27 protein-coding genes are annotated in these 25912 nt (G+C 43.3%); 3 read left to right on the top strand and 24 right to left on the bottom strand.

Translation table 11 applies throughout. The features are described 5' to 3' along the window. Window positions 1–41: 41 nt before the first annotated feature. The 18 genes from R7F07_RS23450 to R7F07_RS23365 all read right to left on the bottom strand — a co-directional run bounded on the left by R7F07_RS23450 (window position 42) and on the right by R7F07_RS23365 (window position 21073). The gene (locus R7F07_RS23450; RefSeq protein ID WP_318110570.1) at window positions 42–2912 is read right to left on the bottom strand and encodes an ATP-dependent DNA helicase; all 2871 of its coding nucleotides are present in this window, start codon (window positions 2910–2912) and stop codon (window positions 42–44) included. Window positions 2913–3302: 390 nt separating this feature from the next. After that, window positions 3303–3644: a hypothetical protein gene (locus tag R7F07_RS23445; protein WP_265572445.1), complete on the bottom strand. Its 342-nt coding sequence runs from the start codon at window positions 3642–3644 to the stop codon at window positions 3303–3305. An 8-nt stretch (window positions 3645–3652) separates the two neighbouring features. After that, a complete protein-coding gene (locus R7F07_RS23440; RefSeq protein ID WP_318110569.1) occupies window positions 3653–6316 on the bottom strand; it encodes an LPD7 domain-containing protein in 2664 nt (887 codons plus the stop codon). 12 nt (window positions 6317–6328) lie between these two features. Further along, window positions 6329–8272, bottom strand: coding sequence for a type IV secretory system conjugative DNA transfer family protein (locus R7F07_RS23435; RefSeq protein WP_229625167.1), 1944 nt, complete (start codon window positions 8270–8272; stop codon window positions 6329–6331). Then, window positions 8238–9263 (bottom strand): P-type DNA transfer ATPase VirB11, encoded by a 1026-nt coding sequence (virB11, locus tag R7F07_RS23430; protein WP_140344241.1) that lies wholly within the window; start codon window positions 9261–9263, stop codon window positions 8238–8240. The genes R7F07_RS23435 and virB11 overlap by 35 nt, the downstream gene beginning before the upstream one ends. Further along, window positions 9244–10437, bottom strand: coding sequence for a type IV secretion system protein VirB10 (virB10, locus tag R7F07_RS23425; protein WP_229625166.1), 1194 nt, complete (start codon window positions 10435–10437; stop codon window positions 9244–9246). Before virB10 ends, virB11 begins: the two co-directional genes overlap by 20 nt. 2 nt (window positions 10438–10439) lie before the next feature. Then, window positions 10440–11273, bottom strand: a complete 834-nt coding sequence (gene virB9, locus R7F07_RS23420) for a P-type conjugative transfer protein VirB9 (protein ID WP_229625165.1) — start codon at window positions 11271–11273, stop codon at window positions 10440–10442. Between the two features lies 1 nt (window position 11274). Beyond that, the gene (locus tag R7F07_RS23415) at window positions 11275–12021 is read right to left on the bottom strand and encodes a virB8 family protein (protein ID WP_265572449.1); all 747 of its coding nucleotides are present in this window, start codon (window positions 12019–12021) and stop codon (window positions 11275–11277) included. A gap of 373 nt (window positions 12022–12394) precedes the next feature. Beyond that, window positions 12395–13423 carry a type IV secretion system protein gene (locus tag R7F07_RS23410; RefSeq protein WP_140344245.1) on the bottom strand — a complete coding sequence of 343 codons (1029 nt, stop codon included), beginning with the start codon at window positions 13421–13423 and terminating at the stop codon, window positions 12395–12397. Between the two features lie 11 nt (window positions 13424–13434). After that, window positions 13435–13695, bottom strand: a complete 261-nt coding sequence (locus R7F07_RS23405; RefSeq protein ID WP_069547483.1) for an EexN family lipoprotein — start codon at window positions 13693–13695, stop codon at window positions 13435–13437. A gap of 12 nt (window positions 13696–13707) precedes the next feature. Continuing rightward, window positions 13708–14343, bottom strand: coding sequence for a type IV secretion system protein (locus R7F07_RS23400; RefSeq protein WP_140344246.1), 636 nt, complete (start codon window positions 14341–14343; stop codon window positions 13708–13710). Next, window positions 14340–16799, bottom strand: a complete 2460-nt coding sequence (locus R7F07_RS23395) for a VirB4 family type IV secretion/conjugal transfer ATPase (protein ID WP_265572450.1) — start codon at window positions 16797–16799, stop codon at window positions 14340–14342. The genes R7F07_RS23400 and R7F07_RS23395 overlap by 4 nt, the downstream gene beginning before the upstream one ends. Beyond that, window positions 16796–17113 carry a type IV secretion system protein VirB3 gene (locus R7F07_RS23390; protein ID WP_069547494.1) on the bottom strand — a complete coding sequence of 106 codons (318 nt, stop codon included), beginning with the start codon at window positions 17111–17113 and terminating at the stop codon, window positions 16796–16798. The genes R7F07_RS23395 and R7F07_RS23390 overlap by 4 nt, the downstream gene beginning before the upstream one ends. A 10-nt stretch (window positions 17114–17123) precedes the next feature. Next, a complete protein-coding gene (locus R7F07_RS23385) occupies window positions 17124–17459 on the bottom strand; it encodes a TrbC/VirB2 family protein (RefSeq protein WP_140344248.1) in 336 nt (111 codons plus the stop codon). After that, on the bottom strand, window positions 17407–17790 hold the full coding sequence (locus R7F07_RS23380) for a hypothetical protein (protein WP_140344249.1): 384 nt from the start codon (window positions 17788–17790) through the stop codon (window positions 17407–17409). The genes R7F07_RS23385 and R7F07_RS23380 overlap by 53 nt, the downstream gene beginning before the upstream one ends. A gap of 72 nt (window positions 17791–17862) precedes the next feature. After that, the gene (topA, locus tag R7F07_RS23375) at window positions 17863–19833 is read right to left on the bottom strand and encodes a type I DNA topoisomerase (RefSeq protein WP_265572451.1); all 1971 of its coding nucleotides are present in this window, start codon (window positions 19831–19833) and stop codon (window positions 17863–17865) included. Beyond that, complete coding sequence (locus R7F07_RS23370) at window positions 19830–20570, bottom strand: cell wall hydrolase (RefSeq protein ID WP_265572452.1); 741 nt, start codon at window positions 20568–20570, stop codon at window positions 19830–19832. The genes topA and R7F07_RS23370 overlap by 4 nt, the downstream gene beginning before the upstream one ends. A gap of 14 nt (window positions 20571–20584) precedes the next feature. Then, window positions 20585–21073, bottom strand: coding sequence for a conjugal transfer protein TraL (locus R7F07_RS23365; protein WP_257970068.1), 489 nt, complete (start codon window positions 21071–21073; stop codon window positions 20585–20587). A gap of 504 nt (window positions 21074–21577) precedes the next feature. Between R7F07_RS23365 and R7F07_RS23360 the strand changes: the two genes are divergently transcribed. The 3 genes from R7F07_RS23360 to R7F07_RS23350 all read left to right on the top strand — a co-directional run bounded on the left by R7F07_RS23360 (window position 21578) and on the right by R7F07_RS23350 (window position 22458). After that, entirely contained in the window at window positions 21578–21832 is a 255-nt protein-coding gene (locus tag R7F07_RS23360) for a hypothetical protein (RefSeq protein WP_265572453.1), read from the top strand. Window positions 21833–21891: 59 nt separating this feature from the next. Then, window positions 21892–22026, top strand: a complete 135-nt coding sequence (locus R7F07_RS23355; RefSeq protein ID WP_265572454.1) for a hypothetical protein — start codon at window positions 21892–21894, stop codon at window positions 22024–22026. Window positions 22027–22131: 105 nt separating this feature from the next. Continuing rightward, on the top strand, window positions 22132–22458 hold the full coding sequence (locus tag R7F07_RS23350; RefSeq protein ID WP_265572455.1) for a hypothetical protein: 327 nt from the start codon (window positions 22132–22134) through the stop codon (window positions 22456–22458). Between the two features lie 6 nt (window positions 22459–22464). On the opposite strand, the gene R7F07_RS23345 is transcribed toward R7F07_RS23350, so the two are convergent. The 6 genes from R7F07_RS23345 to R7F07_RS23320 form a co-directional block, all read right to left on the bottom strand. After that, window positions 22465–23097 (bottom strand): recombinase family protein, encoded by a 633-nt coding sequence (locus R7F07_RS23345; protein WP_140344254.1) that lies wholly within the window; start codon window positions 23095–23097, stop codon window positions 22465–22467. After that, window positions 23094–24005 carry a 3'-5' exonuclease gene (locus tag R7F07_RS23340; protein WP_318110568.1) on the bottom strand — a complete coding sequence of 304 codons (912 nt, stop codon included), beginning with the start codon at window positions 24003–24005 and terminating at the stop codon, window positions 23094–23096. Before R7F07_RS23340 ends, R7F07_RS23345 begins: the two co-directional genes overlap by 4 nt. Window positions 24006–24143: 138 nt before the next feature. Further along, window positions 24144–24434 carry a hypothetical protein gene (locus R7F07_RS23335; protein WP_140344255.1) on the bottom strand — a complete coding sequence of 97 codons (291 nt, stop codon included), beginning with the start codon at window positions 24432–24434 and terminating at the stop codon, window positions 24144–24146. Window positions 24435–24442: 8 nt separating this feature from the next. Next, window positions 24443–24733 (bottom strand): hypothetical protein, encoded by a 291-nt coding sequence (locus R7F07_RS23330; protein WP_140344256.1) that lies wholly within the window; start codon window positions 24731–24733, stop codon window positions 24443–24445. A gap of 45 nt (window positions 24734–24778) precedes the next feature. Then, a complete protein-coding gene (locus R7F07_RS23325; RefSeq protein ID WP_229625222.1) occupies window positions 24779–25159 on the bottom strand; it encodes a DUF6943 family protein in 381 nt (126 codons plus the stop codon). A gap of 492 nt (window positions 25160–25651) precedes the next feature. Beyond that, window positions 25652–25912, bottom strand: a 261-nt coding sequence (locus tag R7F07_RS23320) for a hypothetical protein (RefSeq protein ID WP_318110567.1), incomplete at its 5' end; no start/stop codon positions are given.

Raw genomic sequence — 25912 nt, 5'->3', positions numbered from 1 at the left:
GTCTTATTCTCTTTGTTCTTTGATGTGTCACTTAGCACTCACTAAGCGCAAAATTTCCAATTTTTTCGGTCACAATAAGCACGAGCGCTGCAGTCAACGCATGTCTTGTCTGGTCGAGCTTTGAGCGAGAAATCTTTGTTTTCTATTCTGTCGACAATACTATCAAACTGTTCCATGGTTTGGCCTATCGCCGCCGTGTTTTTGTTAAAACTAATGGTCGGGAGACCAGCAGATTCACCTGTAAAATAAAGGTGCATCCTACTCACCTTGTAGCCGGTGTTTTCCTCCACTAAGTGCGCATAAATCTCGAGCTGTCGCTGATGGTGCAGAATACGATCGCGATCTTTTTCCATGTTTGGCTTTCGCTCAGACTTGAAGTCAATGATCTCGACGGTATCTCCTTCGCCTTTAATAAGATCAACACTACCAGTAAGCACATAGCGGTCTTTTACCAACGAGATATCCACTTCCGTCTCTTTGATATCACTCCAATTGCTGCCCTTTCGATCCACGTAACGCATCACATGCTGCAGCGCCGCACCAAGAGTCGAATCACCTAAGTACATTCGCTCTCGGTTTGCTAGGTTTTGGTAGTTATCTTGGAGCCATTCTGCGATATTTTCCTTGGTGATTGTGTCTACTTCGCCACGAAGTGCTGCCTTATGCACATCTTCTAAGGTTTCGTGAATTAAGGTACCAAATAACATCGGACTCGCCTTTACTGGCTGGAATTCAAGTTCTTTGAACAAACGATATTGCTCTGCGCAAGTCTCAAATAATGTAATATGTGATGTAAACGCATACTCATGCTTAATATTCACATCCTTCACTTGTTCGAACTCAATAGAAGCAAGCTTATGCTTCACATCTCGCCAATATGGGAGCTTTGAGGTGTAATCCGTGAAATATTTTGAGGGTGTCTTACCTTGACCAGATTTTTCCTGACCAGTTAGAACAAGTAAATTCTGAGGGCGAGAAAAAGCCGTGTAGTAAAGGCGCCAAAAGTCAAAGTGCTTGGTATCTTCTAAAGGCTCAAACGGTGGTTTGGCCATGTACTGGTGTTCGATAATTTCGTCTAGGTCAGTGTATTGTTTTCTTGGTACTGCTTCGAGCGAGCCAACAAATACAACCGGGAATTCCAAGCCCTTCGATTGATGGATAGTTAAAAAAGAGACACAACCGGACGGAGCGTATTCTGACATGTCCTCATATTCATCGATACCGCCTTCGAAAAGAAATTTTAAGAAGTTATCGAACAATGACGTTAGATTCATCAGCAGGTATTTCGGACTTAAGACACTGATATGGTGAAGGTATTCGAACTTTCCTAGCATTCGGCTCATCTGAGCCAAATTTCGCTGCGCACGTTCGTTACCATTCTCTTGCTCTAAGAAGCGAGAAAACAACGGAAACTGAAGAAGTTCGTAAAATAGTCCAAGAAACGCCGACTCCGCGTTCTTTGTCATATTATTGTGTTTTGCGACTTTGCGTTTACACCACTCAAGCAAGTCAGATTGCTCTGGTTGGCGCAACTTTTCAATGAAAGGCGCGATGCAATGCTGTTCGTAATAATCCCAGATAGGTAGTCTTCTGCCTTCTTGGATTTTCTTCTTGCGCTCTGGCATCACCATAGGAAAAACCATGTGAAGCGCACCGATCAAATGACGAATTTCTTCTCGTTCGAAAAACAGGTTAGCGCGCGGCGAATATACAGAAATGCCTTTCTCTTCGAGAGATTGCGCAAGCGCTCTTACCTTGTCCGCTTTGACAGAACGAAATAAAAACGCAGCTTGGTTCCAATCGGTAAGCTTACCTTCGTTTTTTAGGTGCATGAGCATCTGATATACGTCCTCATGCCAGTCATCGCCTTCTGGTGTCACGGCACTGACAACTGTCGGGCCCTCGTCAAAATCCCCCTCACGCGCTTCGATGGTTTTACTGTAACGGTAGTTAACACCACCACGTAGCCACGGCTTATCTCCCATATAGGTGTCATAGAAACCTACGATATCGGGGTGAGAGCGATAGTTGATGGATAGCTTAACTTGCTCACACTCTCCTGGCGCAAACTTAGCCGGGAACTCCAGAATATTACGAACGCTCGCCCCTCGAAAGCGATAGAGAGCTTGGTCATCGTCACCAACCACACACAAATTTCGCTTAGATCCCATAAGAAGCTGTAAAAGTTGCTCCTGAATGGTATTGGTGTCTTGGTATTCATCGACCATCAAATAAGAGATCTTTGTTGTAAGCTCCTCAAGTACTTGCGGATACTGTTGAAGCAACACCAGTGTCTCAAGTTGGATGCATGAGAAATCGAGAGAGTTGTGCTTTTTCAACAATTCTTGATAGGTTGCGTAAGCCTCACCCAGAGCTGAGATCGCGACATCATCTGACTGAGTCAACTGTTCGATATCAAGAACTTCCTCTGACGCTTTATTAAGCCATCCTAATAAGTTCTCAGATTTAGCCCAAGCCGGAATCTTACTCTCACCCTGAATGAACTCAATACCGTCTACCTCTCTGAATTCACGTAAATTTTGGTAAAGAAAGTACTGTTGGTCGAATTGATCCATGAGCACAAAGCTGCGCTTGAGACGCGTAAACTCACGGTACTCTTCTAGGATACGAAGACATATAGAGTGGAAAGTACCTAAGTACATTTCGTTGACGTTGAAGTAGGAACCTCGCTCTAGGAGTCTATTCGAGATTCGGGTTTTCAACTCCTGTGCTGCTTTTTCGGTAAAAGTCACGACCAAGAGCTGTTCAGGTTTTGCACCATGTACATCAATCAAATTCATGATGCGCTCAACCAGGGTATAGGTTTTACCTGAGCCTGGACCTGCGATGATCAGCAGAGGGCCTTGATGGTGAAGAATTGCTTTTTTCTGCGCAGAGTTCGATGTTGTCACCAGATTTCCTTACCATATGCAAATAATGGTTAACCAACAAATCTTATAGTATAAGAGGCATAAGTAATATCTGTGAAACATGCTTTTGCATAAAAATTAATCGTAATATTTTCAATATAGAGCAGGTCGAAACCAATAATGGGGCATTTTCGATTTAGAAATGGCAGCGTATCGACTGCGATCGCTGCCATTTTAGTATGATACTTTAATACTCAGTATGAATCTTTATTACTTGGTATGAGACTTTATTACTCTCTCACAACTGAAGAAAGGAAATTATTTCCATGTCTTTAGATGCCACATTCAAAACCTAGTAATTTATTATAGTCCTTCCGTATTGATTGCCCTAAGTTATAAAAAAGAACCGACTTTAAAAGTCGGCTCTTTTTTTTAGTTGGCATATATGTAAAAGGAACAACTCGCCACCTTCCAATCTCCTATGTATTCACTGAGTTCAAAGGGCTGACTTAATGATGAGCTACCGTTTTCACTGACTGAAAACGTACAGCAAACCCCACTCCAAAGACCAAGATAAATTAGTTTTGATTCATCATTGATCTGTTGGCCTATCGGTTTATCTTTACCATAGAGTTCGCAAAATTTTTCAATTGCGGCTACCTGTAACACTTCCTGCAAGTTAACTCCTTCTGTTTTTTCGGATGGCATAACATTGAGTAAATGGTTAACTGTTGCGGTTACATTTTTTTCATCAAACATCATTACTGATTGCATTTAGTTTCCTACCTTTCCTGCTCTTGGTTACTACGTTCTAACTGTTTTTCTTCACGCAATTTTATATCTGGTGACTTCTGGCCGGATGAAACATTACTAGCCACTTGTGATCTGACCTTTTCCAAGAATCGGTTTCGGTCTTCTTCGTTATCAAACTTTTGGCTAAACTTTTCAGCGACTTTTACTGCCGCTACTTCGTTGACTAAATCAGGATGTTCTTTGACAACATCACGCGCATCACGAGTCTTATCACGGATAGCTTGAGCTTTGACTTCCCACTCGTTGCGGTGCGTATTGATTTCTTGGGTATCAACAACGTTCCCTTTATCGTCCTTAATGTCTTTTGAAACGGTAACAGGCTTTCTACCTTTATTTTCAAGTTCCACTTGATCACCTGGTTGAAAATCGCCGTCCTTAACAGCCCGTTCTAGGTCAATACCCCAAGTTGTAGTTTTTTGGCCATCAGTGTTTTCTAACGTTACATAGTAACTTTGTCGATTATCAGGATTGTGCTCATAAGGTGCTTTACCATGTTCAACAAGCTTCCCGGCCAAACGGTTAATGTCTTCTTTATCTTGACCGTTTTTATTACCCTCATTCGAAGATTCAGCTTGCTTTGGTGCTGCGGTATCAGGTTTATTTGCCGTAGATTTCACACCTTCTTTTTCACCTGGTGAAACACGAGGCTGATCAGCTTGTTCTCTTGCTTCGATTTCGTTTGGTTGACGTTCAGAAGCAAGTTTTTTCAACCTGGCCAAGTCTTCCTCTTTTGGTTTGTAACCTCTTACACCAAGCCCACGAGAAGACGCCTCAAGCCAAGCCTCACGCCTAAAGTCTTCCGTTCCTTTAACTTGTAACTCAGTCCAACCCCTCGCCTCTGCAATATCAACCATTGAACTGGCCACATTAGAGCTGCTTAGTTTCGTTTGCAGCCTTGCGCCCTTATCGACAAAAGCAAGAGAATCAGGACGACCCGCAAAATAATATTTTCCGTCAACCTCAACATAAGACTTTGATATTTTTTCAGGAACAACAGGTTTAAAACCACTGTCCAAATCAGCAAATGGATCTGGCTCTTTGCTTTGAACTGGACGAGGGTTAGGTTCTAAATTTGCGGTTTGGTCAAGTTGTTGCTGGCGTTTTTTATCTCTAACATCATCTTGCGCCATAATGTCTTCTAAAGGCTCACGACTCTTTAACCATCGCTGTGCGTTTAGGTCAGCCTCACTCTCTTTTTTCTGCTCGATATATGGCTCAACAGAGTTATCTTCCCCATGTTCAACAACATCAGAATCAAGCTTAGAACTAGGTTCTTTATTACCTGGTTCTAATTCGGCTTTACTGGTTTCTGGTTTTGGTTCTGGCTTGTTCTCTTGTTCAGCTACGGACAAATCAGATTGAGATTGTGAACCTAAACCAGAGCTAACATATTGCTCAAAATTCTTGGTTACGACTGGTTCAGCTTCTTGTTTATCGGTAGGTTCAGCACTCATATTAGTTTTACTCCTTGTTTCAGAGCGTGTTGCTTGGCTTATGATTTCTTCGACTTGTTCTCTAACAGGCTCTAAGCCTCTTGATTGATGTAAATCGTTGAAGTCCGTTAAACCGTCTTTTTGTTCCTGGTAGTTGAAAGCCGGGACACGATAAAGCCCCCCGGTTAACTCTGCGGCTTGCTGCGCTTTTTTCTGACCTTTGTTAACCTCTCTAGTCCTATCATCATCACCAAGCATGATATGAGGGCTATCAGGGTATTTCTCTTTGAGCTTTGCAGCCACCGTTGGCAGGTTGCCAGCATCAACGGTCATAACAACCGGGCGATTGGTAGCTTCTGAAATACTGGCTGACGTTGAATAACCTTCGGCGTATAAAATAGGCTCGCCATTTTTTAGTTCTTGTTCACCAACAACGTGATAATTCCCGGTCTTCTGGCCGTTCTTTTTCAAAGATTTAAAACCGGATTCACTGATACGTTGTAACGTTCTAACATCACCATTTTCATTTCTTAACGGTAAAACTAAGCGTCCTTGCTTATCCATTTTTGCACCAGGGAAAGGTTTAACCCCTTTCGCAGCCAAATAACCTTGTTCTGGTGTGGCATCAGGCATTAAGTTATAAGCCTGTTCAGCTCGATACGCGTTATGTTCATACTTCCTATTCTGGTTAGCTTCACGTTCAATAGAGTTTTGCACCGCTATAGCTTTCAAGTGATCTTGAGCTGTCTTGTCTAGCTTCTGGCCAGTGGCTTTCCACTTTACCGGATCATCATGTTTTCGGTGGTCTTGATACCAACCCGCCGGAACGCCATCTAAATATCCGACATAAACCCCGGTTTGCTGGCCTTTCTTATCTTCTAATGTAGATACTCGATGGCGCTTGCCGTCCATTTCTGGAAGCCCTTTAAGCACCAACCCGGCTTCTTTTAGCGTTTCGGAAAACTCCACAACCGGATCGGTTTCAGAAGTGGTTGAACGCGCCCGATTTGGATCAGGTATCCACTTATTTACTTTGTTAAGGTCAGTCCCTGGTTTCGCGTACCAAAGCTTGTTTTCATCATCAAATTTAAGTGCATTTTGGCCATCAGGTAATTTACCCGCCGCCTTAACAGCATGATTACGTTCCTCGTATGGTACAACCAAGTAAGTTTGCTTTTCTGCCAACTGTTCCGTTTCCATTTTATTGCCTCCTTACGCAGTTACAGCACCAAAGAATTCATTTACAAGAGCATCCATCGCATCATCATCAATATCGCCTTTCGGCACATCAATTTCAGAGAAATCACAACTAAAGTTTTCCAAATCCAATTGATCGATGTTTTCAATATCTTCAACCGTAATTTTCCGTTCAACTGTTTCAGTTTGAGCTTCGGCCTCGTTCATTGAATTACTCATAAACTCAATTTTGCCTTTCACTCGACTGTTAGGATCAACTTTTGGTACTAGAGGGCTTGGCCATTTAATTGCGTTTTCATCCCCATCTTCTAACGCTTTAAGGTTGTTCCCCCTTTCAGCAAAAACCTTGTCTTTATACCAAGTGATTTTTTCACACATGATTGGAGGGCAATTCTCTAGTAAAAGGATTTCCGCTTTTTGGCCAATCGCCCTAACTTCTTGAGGAAGTAAAAGCGCCCTACCTGTATCACTAGAACTTTCGCTTCGACTGGCTTTACCAACTTTTTGGCGAGTGTCCGATTTATTTTTGACCGTTGTTGTACCAAGCGTTTTAGATATTTCTTCGGCCACTTTTTGGTTTTTCGGGGCAAAGATAATTTGCATTGCATGGTTTTCAATAAACGTTTCAGCCGCATCAGCGCCATACACTTCTCTTAACTGAGCTGGTGACTGAATGATAGGCAACATACGAAGACCATAACCCGCAATGTAACTAATACCTTTAGACAAGATCCCGACTTTACCCATCGCTGTGAACTCATCCGGCAGCATCAACACTTGGTATTTTAAATCCGGGTTTTGTTCTGGAAGCTCTCGAGTGTTTAAGTCAATCACTTGCTGGAAGAACAAGTTAATAAGTGGAGCCAAACGCTCTAAATCGTCCGGCGTGATACCAAGATAAACTGTCATTCGTTTTTTACGTAGGTCACGCAAATCAAAATCGTTCTCTGCGGTAGCTGCATCAATAATTGGGTTATAGAAAAGTTCTAACGCCGAAGTAAAGCCTTTACGAACTGAGCCACGAGTTTTATCTGGTGTGTCTAAGTATTCTTTTAACGCCAGGTAACATTCATCAGAAAGCGGATTGTCACTTTCTTGTCTCGCGTCCACTATTTCAGCTAATCGCTCATCACCCATTGTTAATTGTCGTAATGCTTCCCCCATCGTTACAGGAAGTTCTTCTGTCTCGATAAGGTATAGAATCAAACCTAACCACAAAGAACGCGCCGAGGATTGCCAAATAGGAGCCTCATTATCAATCTTAGGGAACAACATGTTACCAATCTTCTGAATATCGTTAATTCGAAAAGATGGATCGTCACTGATGTAGTAAAGAGGGTTCCAGCGGTGAGTGCGATAGTCACGAGGTGCTAGGTTAACCAAGAAACATTCCTGACCATGCGCAGAACGGAAACCAGAAGTTATATCCCAGTTCTCTTGCTTTATGTCTAATACAACAGCCGAGTCTTTCCACGAAAGCAAGTTAGGGATAACCACACTTACCCCTTTCATGCTTCGTGTTGGCGCAGACATTAAAACGTGAGTAGAACCACCAAACACTAAATAACGTTTTGAAAGCCCAAAAAACTTAGATATTTGACCAACGATAATCCCATTTTCAGCAAATAGATTTGCTTCGTTCAAGTCTTTAACTGTTGCCCATTTAGCCTCGCCAAACAATTTTCTTTTAGCGGGACTAAACGCAATAATGATAGGTAAACAAATCACAAACAAACCACCAAGCCCCGCAACTGATAGCCACGTTAGAGTGGTTTTGTCTTGGCCGTAATAAAACCAATATTGATACAACGTTAAAGGAGTGGCCGCGCCTCCATCGAGTCCGGCCAATTCAAGATAAAAGTACCCACTTAGCCAAGCCCAACCAACAATCGCAAGAATTGGCACAGCCAATATTAAGGTTAATTTAAGCCATTTGGCTGCGTTTGAACTCTGGATCATAATAAATCTCCGTTACAACGCGCTTACCTCGCACGTTCTTTATCTGCACGATAATATCCACACACATAAACAACAGTTGTTTGATGTCTTCACGGCTCATTGTTGAGCCGCTTTGTGACTCTTTCAGAAACAAAACAAGCTGCTCAATAGCCAGCTTTGCGCTATTAGCGTGCATTGTGGTAATACTCCCAGGGTGGCCACTGTTCACGTTTCTAAGGTAATAAAACGCCTCATCACCACGGATTAATTCAGCAACAAAAATTCGATCCGGCTTCATACGCAAACTACTCTCTAAGAGGTCTTGTTGTGTAATAGGTGACACACCTTGCCCCCCTGCTGAATAAAACAAACTCGTAGTATTGGAGTGGGTTTTATACAGCCCTAATTCATCTACGTTCTCGATACTAATCAACCGTTCATCATCTGGTACTTGTTTTAGTAGCGACCGGAAAAACGTTGTTTTACCTGAACCTGTAGAGCCTGACACAATGATGTTTTTACGAGACTTAACAGCTAATTCTAAAAACTCTCTGAACTTCCTATTTTCCTTGAGTTCAAGAAGCGTCTTTTCTTCACTGCTTAACTCATCACTAAAATCTTCGCATTCATCAAAAAAGCCCTGGTTCTCATAATCCATCAAATCAAACTCAATATGAGAAGGCTTTCGAATAGTTAGGCTTACATGGCCATCTAAAGTTGTGGGTGGAATAGCAATCTGAATACGCTCCCCGTGAGGGAGCGTTGCAGACAGTATTGGTTTTCTTTCATCCAAACTTTGCCCGGAGTATGTCGCCGTCAGTTTGGCCAAATTGAAACACTTTGAAAAAGTCAGTTCTGGTACATCAAAGTAAGTCCAACCTTTCCTGCTTTCCGTGATCACCTCACCTGGCTTATTGATCACAATTTCGGTGTTGTCTGGATCGTCTAGGAAAGGTTGAAGTACCGAAAGGTACTCCAACAATGACGTTGCTTTATTGTGCTCGGAGTTCATATACCCCCCTAAAATCTAGGTCACGCGCCACAAACACATTGATGTGTTCGCCCTGGTGCTTTAATAGCGTGTCTGGAATATTGATAGAGTTTTCTAACGCAATACCCGCAGCATCACGCGCTGTTTCAGCCGTTCCACCAAATTGAATTTGATTGTTACCTGAGCTACTTCCTGATGCTTGGTTAGCTGCATACGTCCCAATATCGTCAATCAGACTAAGCATGATTGCACCGCCAAAACGTTGCCAAAAATGCGAGTCGATGTAACCTGAATGACCAGAACGCCCCAAAGAGTCTGTACCCGGAGAATCGAGGTTAACCACTACGCCATTAGGGGTTTCAACACGAGTCCATAAAACGAAAATACGAGCCTTACCACGTTGTAAACCGCCTTGATATTGCCCGGTAATGCGTGAGCCTCTTTCTAACAAAAGAACCTTGCCGCTAGTGCTATATACATCACGAGTTAATCGACAACTGGTCATTCCTGGTACGTCTGAGCTAATCGCTGTTTCTAAAGCACAGTCCAAGAAAGTGCCACGTGTAACGAACATGTTTCTATCAGCAATAATCCCTGCTCTAGACCCATCTAATGAGGTTGGTTTCATTTGGGCGCCTAGTCCATCAGCTCTTTCCGCTTCTTCGCCTCCTATAAAACCCCCGTTTGTTTGTTGGTTAACGTACTGTTGCGCTATTTCTTCGGCTGACCTTTGCTGTTGTCCACCTGGTGCGCGTGATACATTACCAAACGCCAAAAGATTGGATTGTTGCTTGCGCTCTAGGGGAGTCGGTTCTTGATTGCGATCGTTGTTTACTGTCACATACTGAGGCGGTGGCGGCGGCGCAATCTGACCAGTTTGAATAATATCTGGTGTTTTAGGTTCAGCTTCCTTTTCTGGCGCTGGCGGTGGCGGCGGTGGCGGTAAAGCCGGAGCCGGGCCAAGTCGATTTCCAATCTCATCATTAGATTTAATATCTACCTGTTGAGACTCTGTTTCAGAACTAAAACCGCCATTTACGGCCACTAATGCAAGCACCACTACGATACCAACCATGCCTACTATAATTTTCTGGCCAACACCGCCCTTTGGTTTGTTTTGCTTATTTACAGAAGGTAAACCGCGCTCTACATCGTCTTGAGTTTCATCAACTTCGTTGTGTACGTTCTCAGCCATTATTAATTCCCCTTGATCACACGTTGAATCCCTGGTGACGTTGTTCCTGTCTTGTTAGTCACACCGTTAGGGTCATACGATTTGTTGAAGATACACGCCACAGAATTACCTTTACGCATTACCAATTGACGAGCCACTTTGTGAACCACAATTGTGTCCGGGTTTTCAGGATCAATACTGGTATTAACTAAGCTTTCCGTTCCATCAGGGTTTACAACATAAATTGCTGGCATTTCAGCGTTGTTAGTAAAGCTAAGGTATGTGAAACGGCCATCATCAAAGGCTTTTTTCGGCGTAACTTCTTCTGAACCTTTAGACCAATAATTCCAATTCGCCGGAACTGGTTTATTGGTTTGGTTCAGCCTAGCTTGAAGCTTTTTAGCCTCGGCTTCTGCTTTCGCGGCGGCGGCGATTTCATCCGGGTATTTGAAGTTAATTTGAAAGAACATGTCATTAGGATGAGGATGTGCACCATTTTGCGACCAATGAGCCGAAAGCTCGAAGTTGTAGACTCGACGAGTAGTAATTACCGTCATATTGGTTGTTGCTTTTTCACCTTTTGGCTTGATGAAAATATGGTTATCAACCGGAGCCACATTCCAGGCATCAGTATCACCCATTGCGATTTGCTGAACTTGTTCAGCCGCGCCAAATTGAATATGAGTTGAAAAACCATAGTGACCCACCAACTTAACCACTTCTGCCGGGTTGTAATTGATAAACTTAACTCGTTTATCGTACTTACCACCCGCCGGAACTTCTAAGGCGTGAGCTGTACTAGAAACACCTAGACATAGCATCAAAGCAATACCGGATAGCTGCTTAAACTGTTTCATATCAGCCCCCAATGCTTTCTTGGTCATTACGGTACTTCACTACCTGGAAGCCTAACGGATTCAATAGGCGATCATCGTCTTTCATTTTTCCGTTGATATAAATAAAGCTAACAGTTGCCGCCCAATGGCTTAATGGTGTGGTTTCCCCTGCGCGTTTAACTTGTTTGGTATAACGAACCAACGCAGTAGTGCGAATTTCGCCGTTCTCCATTTTCTCAGGCGAACCAATAAAGCTAATCGACTTCACCTTAGTATTCACCTCTGTATTTTGGCCGTAGATAGCAACCGGGGCGTTAGGGTTTTGGCGAGGATCTGTGTAAGCCGCATAATCTTGTTGAACAGAAGCACCAGACAAAAGCCCAACCACTTGGCGGTCATAGTTTCGTGTTTCCCACTGGTAAGATTCTCTATGGCGCAAATACTGACCAAGCCAATACTTATCAAGTGACTCCTGCGCACCGGCTTTAATCTCTCCATCGGTTTCGTTAAGCGACGATACAACGTCAACAACACCAGTATTGTTATCAACACGGATAACATAAGGCTCAACCGTTTTTAGAGGGGCAAGAGCCGCTAAACCCACGGCTTCTAGGATCGCAATCAAGCCAACCGAAATTGCAACCGACCAAGCGCGCTTTTCTGACTTATTAGAACGAGCCATAACGTCCTGATCCCATTCACTCGCCTCTTGAAAATATTGCTTTTCCAATTCAGCTTTAGATGGTTTTTTTGATTTTTTGTCGGTCATTTTCGGTTCCCTCCACGTGAATCAAAACGTTCAGTAGCCTTTTCACTGGCTCGAACTGTGTTAATGGTTTCCTGAGTTAACATTTCAGGGTTGATAGGCTGTAAGCCTTTTCCATCATCTTTACAATGAGGTGGAGGCGGGACGGACGTACACGCCCCTAAAGCCAATGCCAACGAAACAATTGTTAGTTTTTTAATATTCACTTCGAAACTCTCCATGCTCGATGTGTTTGTGATTGACAATCAAAATATAGCACTTTGATTATCAATATACAACATTTTGACAGATTAAAGCCTGTCCTTTTTTTGTAGGAATGTAAGAAAACAGCCGCATCAGAAAGATGCGGCTTTTCTTGGTTAGTAATTACATTTGATTAACCAGCAGATCCGGTTATAGAGTTGCCAGCTCCGAAGCGCTTTTGATATGCCGCATAACCTTTCCTACCTGCCCCATAACTGCTAGTAAGCGGTTTAGCTGCGGCTCCTCCCGCTAAACGTAAATCACGCTGTGCGTTTCGGTACTGCCTACGGATATTAGTTGGACGCATTGCACTCATTGTTGCACCTATCGCGCCTTGTGTTGCCAAAGCCACGCCGCCACCTAAAGCAGCCGCAACAGAAGGAACTTGTTTTACAACCAGGATACAAAGGCCAAAGACGATACATAACATCGCCGCATCACCTAAGTTGGCAAGTGCGCTTGCATCAGCGCCGGACATTGCAGTGATATAGCTACTCGCAAGCGTGGTCATTAGACTGCCGATAGCAGCAGATAGAACCAGGATAAATCCAAAGTTCATAACCATACCTAACCAACTTTCAAAGAAACGTTGTGTAGCGTTGAACAACAACATAACGATAAATAGAGGCCCGATTCCTAAAAGAACCGTTGTCATGATTTTGCTTAGAAGAATCAAGAAAGCCACTACAAGCGCCAGCCCTGCCCCAACAACCAAAACGATTAATGAGATCAAATACATCCCAAAATTACCGTCTAATATCCCGCCCATATCCCAAGCAGCTTCTGACACTTCAAAGACTTTTGAGAAAAGGTTATCTAGTGTTGCGGCTGATGTGCCAGTAGGTGAGCCTGTGATTATAGACGCGATTTCTTCCGGGCCATGTGCTAGAACGTCTACAACCACCCCCATGTAAGTGCCAGCAGTTAAGCCAAGCGCCATAATGAAGCCAATTCTAAGTATTCGAAAAACCCCTTCTTGTAGAGGTTCACTTACTTTCCCGAATAGCATCAGATAGCCCCAAATAGCAATCCATATAATTAACAAACTGCTAAAGATTGGGTTAATGAATGCAATCATATCCCCAACGGTGCTGACGATATACGTATCCAGCGCCGTATCTACCTTATCGAAAATCGCTTCAAACAGGTTTGTGGACGCCATAACGAATCCCCTTACCAGTTACTAACGTTTTTAAGGGAACCAGAAGAAAGCTGTGTTTCAGCTTCTAGCGCATTTTTACAATTTGGTGTTTCTTTTAGCTCACCTGGATTGTTCGCGCATTTCTCCAACGTTTCCTTACGTACATTATCATTAGACTTAAACCACTCAACGCTTTGAACTGGTTCAATTACTTTCTCACTTTCAAAGCAACCAGCTAGCGAAGTAGTAGCCACTGCCAAAATTGCAACTTTTCGTGCGCACGAAAAAATCATATTAATACCCTCTTACCACGATACCGTTCTAAGTTGACCGGACGATTGAATAGACGCTTGCTTTACCTTTTGAGCATGAATAGCCTGATTAGCTTCTGCCTGAGAGCGAAGCATAGTTAATTTGGCCATTTCGTTTTGAAGCATCACTTCTTCTGCGCCAATACGAGCTTGCAGATCAAGAATGTCCTTTTGCTCCGGCGCGGCATTAACCTTTGAAACCAAGCCGCTTAATTCAGTAAAACGAGCTTTAGACTGTTCCAAAGATTTTTGAGATTGAGCTAACCAATTCGCTGTCTCTAAATTGCCGCTATTCAGCAAGTCAGCACCCGCACCAGTAACACGAGTTAAATCACTGGCATTTTTCAGCCCTGTAGAACTTAAAATGGACTGAGGATCAACGTCGATTGCTGTGTCATAGGCAGAGTTAATAACGTTGGCCATATTGCGCACCCCCTTAATGCTATTAAGGTTTTGACGCGCCGTATCCAGTTGATTTCGCATCTGTTGAATTTGCGTCATCATGTGCTGAACTTGCGTAATGCTTTGCGTTAATCCCGCCACATCAATAACCGGGATACCTCCGGCAAAACTTGGTTGAGATACGCCAATAGTCAGGGCGATTGCAGCCGCTAATAATGGTTTTTTCATTTCGCAAACCTCCGTTGCTCGTGGAAAATAGGTAGCCAAATTGCCGGGTCTTCCCCATGCTGTTCAATGATGTTAGTCATCAACGAAACGTTATCTGTTGTGCCAGAAATAACCGCCAACTCATCATCAAAACCTTTTAAATTCAGCTCTGCTACTACACTGTTATGTCCTTGCTTAATCAAAAAACGACGAGAGCCAGGAGCCATATCTTCTTTGATTAACTGGTATTCACGCTCAGTTAAATGCAATCCGTCTACATAATCCTTACGGTCTGCTTTAGGGTTCGGCATAAATAGGAACGTTGCGCACTGCTCAATCAAAGAGTGAGCAATTTTAGATTTGAGAACGTCTTTCGGTGATTGAGTACCGTAAACCATGATCCCATTTTGCTTACGTATAACCTTCTGTTTGTTTTGCGCCAGGTCTTCAAAGTATTCATCGAGAAGTAGTTTCCAAAACTCATCCATGAACATCTGAAAGCGACGACCATCAATTAAAGATTCAATACGGTGGAATAGGTACATCACTATTGGCGTTCTGATTTCTTCGTTATCTAGGAACTCCGTCACATCAAAACCAAACATATTGTTGTTTGTGAAATCCAACGCATCAGAATCATTATCCAATACCCAAGAAAGCGAACCACCATTACACCACTTAGCTAATCGCGCAGCAGGGCCACTATCAGAAACAGGATCTAGAAAGTCCATACAGCGCCCTAAACGGCGTTTTTGGATTGGTAATCCCATAACGCCATTAACTGCACTGAAAATCTCTTTTTCTTCCTGGTTAGTGAATTGGCCACCACAGCACTTTTTCACCAAATTAACCAAGAACAGTTTGTTTTCTTCGGTGTCTTCTAACTGGAACGGGTTAAAACCAGTTGGAACGCCACTTTTAAGAGGCAGGTAAACCCCACCACTTGCACGAACATAAATTTCTAGACCTCGGTCTTTATCGAAAATCACCTGAGTAGGGTTAAACTTTTTGCTCTGTGCCATTAAGAAGCCTTGAACAACCGTCTTACCAGAACCAGATGGCCCGATAATTAACGTGTTACCTAAAGCTTTTTGTTCTTCCTTACCTTCCAGCTCTTCTAGTGCCTTATTCCCCATTTCACGCTCTAATTGCTCTTTTTTCTTAGCTTTAGCGTTATCTAATGGCTCATGAAAATTAAAGTAATATGGTGCGCCAGAAGTGGTTTTAAACATGGTTACAGCCGAACCCCATTGATTCCCTGTTCGCTGGCCTGTTGGGTAATTATGAAAGCTAGAGAATCCGGCAAAATTACGTGACGATATAGGCGCAGGACGAGGACGGTATTTTGTGTTACCTGGTAGTTGCGCCCAATATGCCGCAGCCAACGCCCAATCTTCACGAGCAACAACCATTGAGCAATCGGCAAGCTCTGTACGTGCCGCAGACAAATTAGCTCGAAGTTGGCGAGGTGTGTCACCAAAGACAGTTAGCGACAAATGGTGCTCACCAAATACAATCCTTCCTGATGCCAAATCATCTAGCCCATCATTGATTGCATCAACCTGAGATATTGCTAAATCACCCGTAGTTTCCAATCGTTGCTGTTGCTGACTTAACAACTCAACGGCTACTGGCTTAGATAAGAAATTAAAGCTTTGAGTCAGAACCATTTGAAACGGCGCAGATAATAAAGCATTTAGCAGCCCCGCTTCTGTTCCTTCTGGATATTCAGCAATGCCAAGACAAGCGCCCATTTTAGAGTCTGTAACTCCGCGAAGTTCAAAGGCATCAGCACCAAAGAATGGGCGAACTCGCGCTATACACTCAGACAAGACTTTGCGCGGTAACGCTCTAGGCATCCAATCGCCATTCACTAGAAAATCTAGGAACTCTAATGCTTCCGAGTGCAAAATATCATTGCGTAGATATGTTCCTAAAACCCTTGGAACATAACGATTGAGAGAGCTAACAGCGATAGAAACAATTTCATCTAGCTTCTCGATAGCTTCCTCTTGTTGATGGCGTAGCACTTCTTTGTTCTTTTCCATTTTGGAAAAGAACCCCAATGCTTTTGTAGCCGCCGGACGATAAACAATAGTTAGATACAGCTCGTTAACCATCATTTGCTTTTTGGTTACATGGTCACGGTATTTTTCATTTAGGCCAGAATCAAACTCTCCTGAAAAATTACCGTTTGGGTATACAGTGCTTTCACGGCGTACAGTATTCGTCCACAAACAAACTTGTGGTGAAGAAATGTTTCGAAGCAAAATATTAAGCTGCTCTTTCCACACTTCCACATCACTAGGATCTGCCGACTCATGCGCGACACCATCCAGTTTGATAATTTGCAGATAATCACCACCCTGTGTTTTAACAGTATTTTCATTCACTTGAGCATGATAAGGAATGAAGTCTGCAACCGGGTTTTCTCGATGCCAAGGCACTTCTTGAACTTTGCGTTTTTCCGTTGTCATTTTGGCATTCTCCTTACGCCGCGAGTGTTTACCAACGGTGTGGCCGTTGATGCTCCCCAATGTCGCCATCCAAGAGACTTCATTTTTGTACCAACCCAAAGCAGAATTAATCTAAAGGTGCGAGGGTCACGCAAACACAGCAGATACATAACGCCGTGAATTGGTAAATAGAGAAGTAAAGTGAAGGGGTTCCCGGTTCCAATCATAGCGATCCCAACCAGACCACCCCCGATGATAATGCCGTCAAGAGTGACGCCCCACTTCATCGCGGGGCGCGTGGCGGCAACAAATAGCGGATCGATACCTGATGCCATTGCAGCCCCCTTAAGATACGGCTGCGATAATCAGGTCAACGATGGTTGCACCACCAAAGACTAGAACGATACCGCCGACGAATTTTCCACACGCCTCGCCTGTAATGCGACCAGCCCAAGCCATATAACCAAGAAAAACAATACCGATGATAGCCAGGCTTCGCGCAATGCCATTAGTAAGAAGGTCTAGAACCCAATCAACGCCATCTGAAATTGGGTTAGCCATTGCGATTTCTGGAATCATCACCATACACACCACCAACCAAAGGTTGGCCATGAACTGACGAGTTTTGCTAACTTCTTTCTTTTCCACTCCGTTCACGTTTTTGATGTTTGCCGTTTTCATTGTTATTACTCCTTAATTCCAACTGAATAATTGGTACGTTTTCGTACTTTTGATTAATGTGTTTAACAAGACGATCAAGACTCGCCCAAGTCCTTGGTTCTTTACGTTGTGTTTCTAAGAGCTGTCTTCCCTCCTTCCATGTCAGGGTTACATAAATACAAAATTTACCGTCTTCACCCTGCACTAAAGCCATTGTTTTTACTGCTTTGCTTTCCAGGTTATCAATCAGCTCTGGTTCACTGATAACGTCATGTTTCATTTCAAAATGTCCAATATTGCTTGTCGAAATTGGACATTTTAATTGTTTTTTCTTCGTTGTCGCTCTCTCCATGAATAACCCATCCCATTTAAATCAAAGTATAGCACATTGATTGTCAATATACATAACTTTGATTGACTAAGTTCAAACTTTTGGCTTTCCTCCAACTGTTTGATACTTAGCATCACAGGCAGGAAAACCAGAACAACCAAAGAAGTCGTACCCTTTCTTTCCACCAATCGCCCGTTTTTTACGCCTAATAAGCTCTTTCCCGCACTTAGGACAAGGCACATCAGCAATTTCTCGAACAACTTTTTTACCTGGCTTACCTCCTACGGCTGGTAATGTCGTTGAACATTCCGGGTATCCAGAACAGCCAAAAAACGGTTTAGTCCCTTTTTTTAGAAACATAGGTTTACCGCAATCAGGGCATGGATGCTCTGGCGCGGCTGTCACTTTCATGTGTGTCATTTCTCGCTCTAACGAGCTATGAACAGTTGACACTACTTCTCGATACGACGAACGGCCATCAGCTACTAGATCAAGCTTGTTTTCCATTTCACGAGTAAAGTCATATTCAATAAAACTAAAGTGACTATTTACCAACGCATCAACAACCAACTCACCTATATCTGTAGGTAGTAAATATTTTCCGGCCTTATCATCAGCAACGAAGCCTCGCCCCTTAATGTTTTCCATAATGGCCGCATACGTAGACGGTCTTCCAATTCCCATCCTTTCAAGCTCTTTAATCAAAGCCGCTTCTGTAAATCGGGATGGAGCTTTAGTTTTCTTGGCTTGAACGTGGCCAGAATGCGCGGTAATTGTTTCCCCTGGCGTTAGCTTAGGCACTGGATTATTCGCACCTTCAAGGTTCTTTTCTTTGTCTTCATCGCTTTCCGTGTCATCGCTATACAGGGCTTTCCAACCTTCATAAATCAGCGCACGACCTTTAGCTAAGAAATCAACAGGCTTTCCATTTAGGGCATCCACGCCACGCAATTTAGCAATGCGCACTGCATATTTAGACGAGGCTAACTGACAACCTAAAGCCCTTAACCAGATCAGCTTATAAAGCTCTCGTTGTTCTTTTGTTTCCCCGGCGTCTTCCACATTAAAGTGTGTTGGCCTTATCGCTTCATGGGCTTCTTGAGCATCACCTTTTGCTTTCCAAGTTCGAGGGCTATCAACCATAGGCAAGCCTTTTACCTGGCACACCTGGTAGATTTCCATCAGCGCATCTTCTGATAAATTAGGGTTATCGGTTCGCATGTAAGTGATATGCCCTTGCTCATAGAGCTTTTGAGCTGCATCCATCGTTGCTTTCGGTTTCATGCGTAACTTATTTGATGCCGCTTGCTGCATCGTGGAGGTAATAAAAGGCGGTGGTGGTGCTTTGTTCTCTTGCTTTTCTTCGCAATCAATAACATTCAAATGACGAATGTTCGCCACCGCATCAGCCAACGTTTTATCTAAAATGTAATCTTGGCCATCGAGCAAAAACGGTTTGGTTTCCCACTCCGCATTCCACTCACCAAAATTAAGCAAAACGCCAAAGTGATTGGTTGGTTTAAAATTGCGTATCGCTCGTTCTCTATCAACGACAATCCTAACGGCTGGTGATTGGACTCGCCCCGCAGATAAACCACGCCTACCCGCCATTTGGCTTAATTTAGGAGAAACCATATAACCCACAAGACGGTCAGCCACTCGCCGTCCTTCTTGAGCTGCAACTTTTTTCACATCAATAGCGGTAGGGTTCACCAAAGCAGACTTGATCGCCTTAGCGGTAATTTCAGAAAACAAAATTCGTTGAGGATTATTCAAACGTAACGCTTGCTTTAAGTGCCAAGCAATCGCCTCACCTTCTCGATCTAAGTCAGTCGCCAAATAAACAGCATTAGCCTTATCGACAGACTTTTTAAGGTTGGCTAATACGTCTTTACCCCTTTCCGTTGGGACGTAGTGAGGTTTAAAATCTGGCGCTTCTACGCCCATTTCACGCTCAGGAAGATCGCGCACATGGCCAACGCTCGCTTGAACATCCCAGCCTTGCCCTAAAATCTCACGTATCTTTTTAACTTTTCCTGGTGATTCAACAATTACTAGATTCATTGTGATGCATCCTTACCGCCAATTAAGACGGATTCAGAAGACCCACCATCGCTAAACACATTCCAGCCTTGGGCGCTGGCTAGAGCCTTATCTTCTGCGACTCCAAAAGCATCCCAATCTTTCGCTTTAGGTCGACGTTTTGCTTCAACTTTCACTGGTGCAGAAGATGAACCACTACTATTAATCGAGGCATAAAAAGCGTGATCTTGAATAACCGCCGATGGCGAAGAACCGCCAAAGTGAGTTAATCCTTTTGATACGCTTCCTTGCTTTTCTCTTGCGGCCACTACATCAGGGTTTTGAAAAAACAAAGCGCCATTAGTCAAATCTGGCAATCGTCCTTCGAGAGCCAAATTTATAATGGTTTCGATTCGGGTCTGTTGAATGGGTGATAAAATCGGAAGTTCTTTCCAACCTCCGGCTTTATGAACAGGTTCAAATTGATTGGGCGCATTGACTATCGCCGTGACTGTATTGCCAAACTGACCACTAATTAGACGATTCAAAATCGTATATACAACGCCAGCTAGACCACTATCACCTTGGTTTGCCGCTTCCGCAAAAGCAACTCGCCCAATGGCGTCCCGATCTGATCCAGTTAACTGGATGGTTTGCAAAGTGCTTTGATACTGAACTTTTGCTGCTTCACATTCAGATTTACTCACGTTTGGTAAATCTTTGTGAGCATCCCCGCCCGACAAAGCAGCGCACACAGCTAATACAGCGAATAGATCCATAGCCGCCCCCTCAACTACCAGTAGTAAGTTGGGCCAGCAGCTTGGCCATCTACATAAACATCAACATATCGTTTCGTCGCAATGCAACCTCTTGGAGAACGATAACCGTCACGATCACGACGACAACGAGTGCCTTTTTGATAGTGCTGTGGGATAACCTCCCAACCACCAACACATCGGTTATCATCCCTGCCTCCCCAACGTTTACAAATGCGCTGTTCAGCAATAAGCGCCGCAAAGTTATGGTTGTATGACATTTGACTGCTATTACTGCCACTACTGACCATACAGGAAGAAAAAGCAGGTAGAGGCGGTTTAAACTTCTTGATTCGCTTTTTTAGAGCCGATTTAGCAGCGCCACAACCAGAGGGGAAGCCCCCAGGTAAACATATCCATATTGCACATTCATCTTGGGAGGCTGCTTGCGCAGGAGCAGGGGCTAAAGTACCCACAACCCCTAAAGCAACAACAGCACCAACAGCACATACTGACGTTAGGTTCATTTTAATCTCCTTATCAGACCCGGCGTGGATCATACGTTAAAATTACTTAACCTGAAAATCAATATATACCATTTTGATGTTAAAATTCCAGAAACAATTAAAAAAAATACTCCATATAGCACATATCAACTATTTGCGTAGAAAATAACTCATAAATATGCACCAGATATCACAATGATATGACACTAAACAACTAGGTTTCGTGCTAGTCAGAGGCAAAAACAAAGGATCACAAAGCCTTACCAGTAAAGGCTTATCGTATATTTTATAAATACTACAGGTCATTATTTGGACTAATATCTCACTGTTCTTTTTTATAAACAACGCCAACTAAAGCCCATATAAAACTACACAAAAAAAATGTTAATTTGCGTTTTTTTCGTGCGCACGAAGAAAAAGCACTTGATATAATACCGTTAGAGTATTATATTAAACATATCGCAAGGGACACCACCACTTAGTTCACTGCGATTTATTTAACCTTCGACTAAAAAGGAAATCCAAATGACTACTTTGTTTTATTTCAGCGACATTAACGAGCTAAACCAATTCGAATCATTCACGGTTGAGCCACTTGTAAACGACCATGCAAACATTGGTCTAGCAGAGGGTGAGCCTAAAGGTTGGTCTGTTATTGGTAAGCTAAAGCCTGAAAACGTAAAGGCTCTAACGAGTGACAAGTTCCCAGTCGCAGACTTTCAGCATGAAGCTCATGCAGGGGTGTTTGCCAATCTATGTGAATCACACATCAGCAAGTAACTAAAGTTAGAGGACGGGCAATATCCGTCCTCTTTCTTGATTTATTGGAGGACTAGGGAATGAGTCACGCAACGCGAGAAATAATTAAAGCATTTGATAGTGGTCAGCCGTTCAGATGGCATTCAATGAGTTGGCAAACTTTTTTGGATGTTTTTGATGAAATAGGAAGATATAGAAAAGAGAATGGTAAATAGGTACATTGCCCCGGACAAGCCACCACGCTGATCCGGGGCTGCCATCCCTTCGACTAAGAAGAATCCGGCCTTTTAATTATGCCATCAATACAAAGGGGAATCCATTTGAAACCGCAGATCAAAAAAACTGGCAGAGTAGGAAAGCCGGCTACAGTTCAGCCCGAATCGCCAAACCTGGTTAGTACATGGCGATCTATTGTCACACGTGGCGATGGAACATTGACAGAGGCGTTAGCGGTAATGAACGCAGCACTAGGAATGAAATTAACACACTCTCGAATTGCACAATGGGAAAAGGACGAAAAAGCCCCTAGTAGTGCAGTAATAAACTACATGCTGGCCACTGTCATACCAGCATTAATCAATGAGCTAGGACATTCAGACTCAAAAGCACGAGCCATATCATCAAAGGTGCGTATCCCTGGCCTGTAAGTAAGGTTATGAGCTTATTTTCTTTTGTGAGAGGTTGTAATCCCGCCAAACCCTCTTAACAGTAGCAACGCTACAATTTGCTTTGTTAGCGGTATCAGAGATTGATTCACCTGATATTCGGAGCGCAACAATAAGGTCATGCCGTTTAGTGTCTGCTTTTCGACCTGTAAAGCGCCCTGCTTTCTTTGCTTCTTCAATACCTTGTCTTTGCCTCTCCCTTCGGTCTTCGTAATCATCACGCGCAGATTGAAGGGCAACCTTTAATAGCATATTTTGAACAGATTCAAGAACGATGCGAGTAACCCCGCTTGCATCATCAACGAGATCTGATAAATCTACGATCCCAGGAACTGACAACTTAGCTCCCTTGTCCTTTATGGCCTTTATCAACTGTTCAGCTTCGGCAAGAGGTAATCGGCTAATACGATCCAATTTCTCAGCAATAACAATCTCACCTGGTTGCAAATCGGCAATCATGCGTAATATTTCAGGCCGATCAGCGCGAGCGCCAGATGCCTTTTCACGATAGACACCCGCAATATAATATCCCGCAGCTTTAGCCTCAGAAATAAGCCTTTCTTGCCGTGTCAAATCTTGCTGTTCTGTGCTGACTCTGAGGTAAATTCTAGCTACCTTCATTTTAATTCTTCTAACTGGTCAAGTGTGGTTCGGTATGACTGATAAATATTATTAAGAATATCGGCGGTCATGATGCTATCAGCAATCGCGCTATGCGCTTCACCTTTCCATTCCGCTTGTGCAAAGTAACTAGCATCTTCCAGGGAAATTGAACCGTAACGGTTAGTCGCCCCAAAAGCCAAAGCGCACAATTCCATCGCGCATTTAACATCGAGCGTTTCTAACCATGAGCTATCTAAATTAAAAGCAGCACAAGTTTGCGACAACATGGCCAAATCAAAACCAGAGTTAAAAATGATTACTTTCCTGCCTGATAAGATGGATTTCACTTCTTCCAGCACATCCGGCCAAGATGGAGAGTCAGACAAATCAGATAATGATATGCCGTGTTTTTCAAAAGCACCTTCACTAATAGCAACGGTTGGCTTAATGCGTTGTTCCATTAAGACTCGCCCGGACAAATCACAAATTCCAATTTCAATAACCTGATCTACAGAGCTTAATCCTGATGTTTCAGTATCGAGGACTAGCGGAGAACCAGCCATAATTTTTTCTATAGACTTTCCAGCCTTACAAACCCGGCTATTTAGCTTGGATTGTAGCCCCAACCGTTTGGCGTTCTGATCTTGCTTTTCTGTTAACTTGTTAACCTTTTTTCTCATAGGCACACAATCAGCAATGCGATAAACACCAAATGACTTTCCATAGTCATTTTTATAGAACTTCACGGGTTCAGCATCGGGTTTTGGCTTCATGCGAAATTCATCTTTTAACCTAGTCTTTGAACAACAAAGATCAGCTTCAATTGCTTGTTGTCGTGCAAGTTCTAGATCATCACTATTAGTTTCATTCTCACTCATTTTTGAAACTGCTTCATGCAGTTTTGAAAAATCGACACTTAATTTCAAAACATCACCTTTTTAGCCGCCTAGCTTTTTTGACTATACCCATACGAGCCTACCCACAAACAATAGCTCATTAATACCAACGAGCAAGTTAAATGAGCCACGCCAATATGAACCACTCGAAAGAGCCACAATAACCGCCTAATCCTGGCGTTTAATAACTTCTTGCCCTTCGGTGAGAGTTAACAGGTATTTCCATTGGCTCTCCGGCATTTCTTGATAACTTGCCAAGCTTGGATCTCGCGCCCACCGCTTAAAGAGCCTTACACTAGCCTCAGTTGGCTTTAAACCGAAAACCGCCGCCATGCCATACCAAGTAATACCTAAAGCGTCCTTGAGTTGGTTCAGTCTTCTAGCGATGTTTTCACCGTTTTTTTCTTCATAAATGAGTGATACCTGATCACCATCCACTTTAATTTGTATCGCTGACATATAGCACCTTATTTCAAAATCCCTTCAATGTTCGGTAAGCCCTCGAAAAATGCGATGAGATCATTAGCATTGGTTGTACCAACATTTTCAATCACCGTAATGTCATTCGGGTTGTGCTTTAGAAGTTCGCCGCATTCGGTTTCTGCATCAAGATACGTTGTGTATAAAACCCCTAAATATTCAAACGATACGCCAATAGAGTTAGTTTTTTCATCATCTTGCATTACAGAAACAGTACAGATAGCGGATAGCTTTTCTTTCAAAGCTGATCGGCGTTGCGCTTCACTATTGCTTTTCATCATGTATTCCTTTGTTTGTAGGGGAGCTTTCGCCCCCCCCTATCGTTAACAGTTCGCGTAAGCTGCTTTTTGCAATGCTTTAAGCAACTCGCGCTGTTTATCCAGTTTTTCCTGCTGTAAAGCTATGTGCTGTTCGAGCAGTGCCATTTGTTTCAAGTGGCGTTCGTTCATGTTTTCCACGTTGGCTAACACTTCACGAACATCACGTAGTCTGATAAAGGGCTGACAAGATCCAATGGAAAAGACCTTGAAAGCACCGGACTCATACGCCGCTTTAACTCTCTGAAAGTCTAACTCTGGATTTTCACTGAAAACCATAAACGAGTTATTGGCTGTGTAAGGTTCCCACATGGGTTTCCCTACTTGGCCGACCCTGGCAATAAAAAAACTGGCTGTTAAAGAGCGATTAAAGGATTTGATTATCAAGATACCTCCTTTACAGGGGTGTTCCCTTTTGAACCCCCTTCTTGTTCGGTTCCATTATATTATACGGGATATAAATATATCCCGTCAAGAACAAATTTATTTTATTTTTAATCACTAACAACTCAATAAAAGGAATATCCGTTGCTATTTTCTCCATTCTGGCCACGGAGAAAGTGTTGCTGTTAACGCATCCTGGCCACGGAGAAAACGTTGCTGTTAACGCATTCTGGCCACGGAGAAAGTGTTGCTGTTAACGCATTCTGGCCACGGAGAAAACGTTGCTGTTAACGCATTCTGGCCACGGAGAAAACGTTGCTGTTAGGCAGGTTCTAGCCATCGGAGAAAGTGTTGCTGTTAGGCGAGTTCTAGCCATCGGAGAAAGTGTTGCTGTTAACGCATCCTGGCCACGGAGAAAGTGTTGCTGTTAACGCATCCTGGCCACGGAGAAAACGTTGCTGTTAACGCATTCTGGCCACGGAGAAAGTGTTGCTGTTAACGCATTCTGGCCACGGAGAAAACGTTGCTGTTAACGCATTCTGGCCACGGAGAAAACGTTGCTGTTAGGCAGGTTCTAGCCATCGGAGAAAGTGTTGCTGTTAGGCGAGTTCTAGCCATCGGAGAAAGTGTTGCTGTTAGGCGAGTTCTAGCCATCGGAGAAAGTGTTGCTGTTAGGCAGGTTCTAGCCATCGGAGAAAGTGTTGCTGTTAGGCAGGTTCTAGCCATCGGAGAAAGTGTTGCTGTTAGGCAGGTTCT

Source organism: Vibrio sp. YT-16, from assembly GCF_033337405.1.
In the GTDB taxonomy this organism is placed as follows: domain Bacteria; phylum Pseudomonadota; class Gammaproteobacteria; order Enterobacterales; family Vibrionaceae; genus Vibrio; species Vibrio alginolyticus.
Note: the sequence above shows the minus strand (reverse complement) of the source record. Positions and strands in the feature narration are given on the sequence as shown.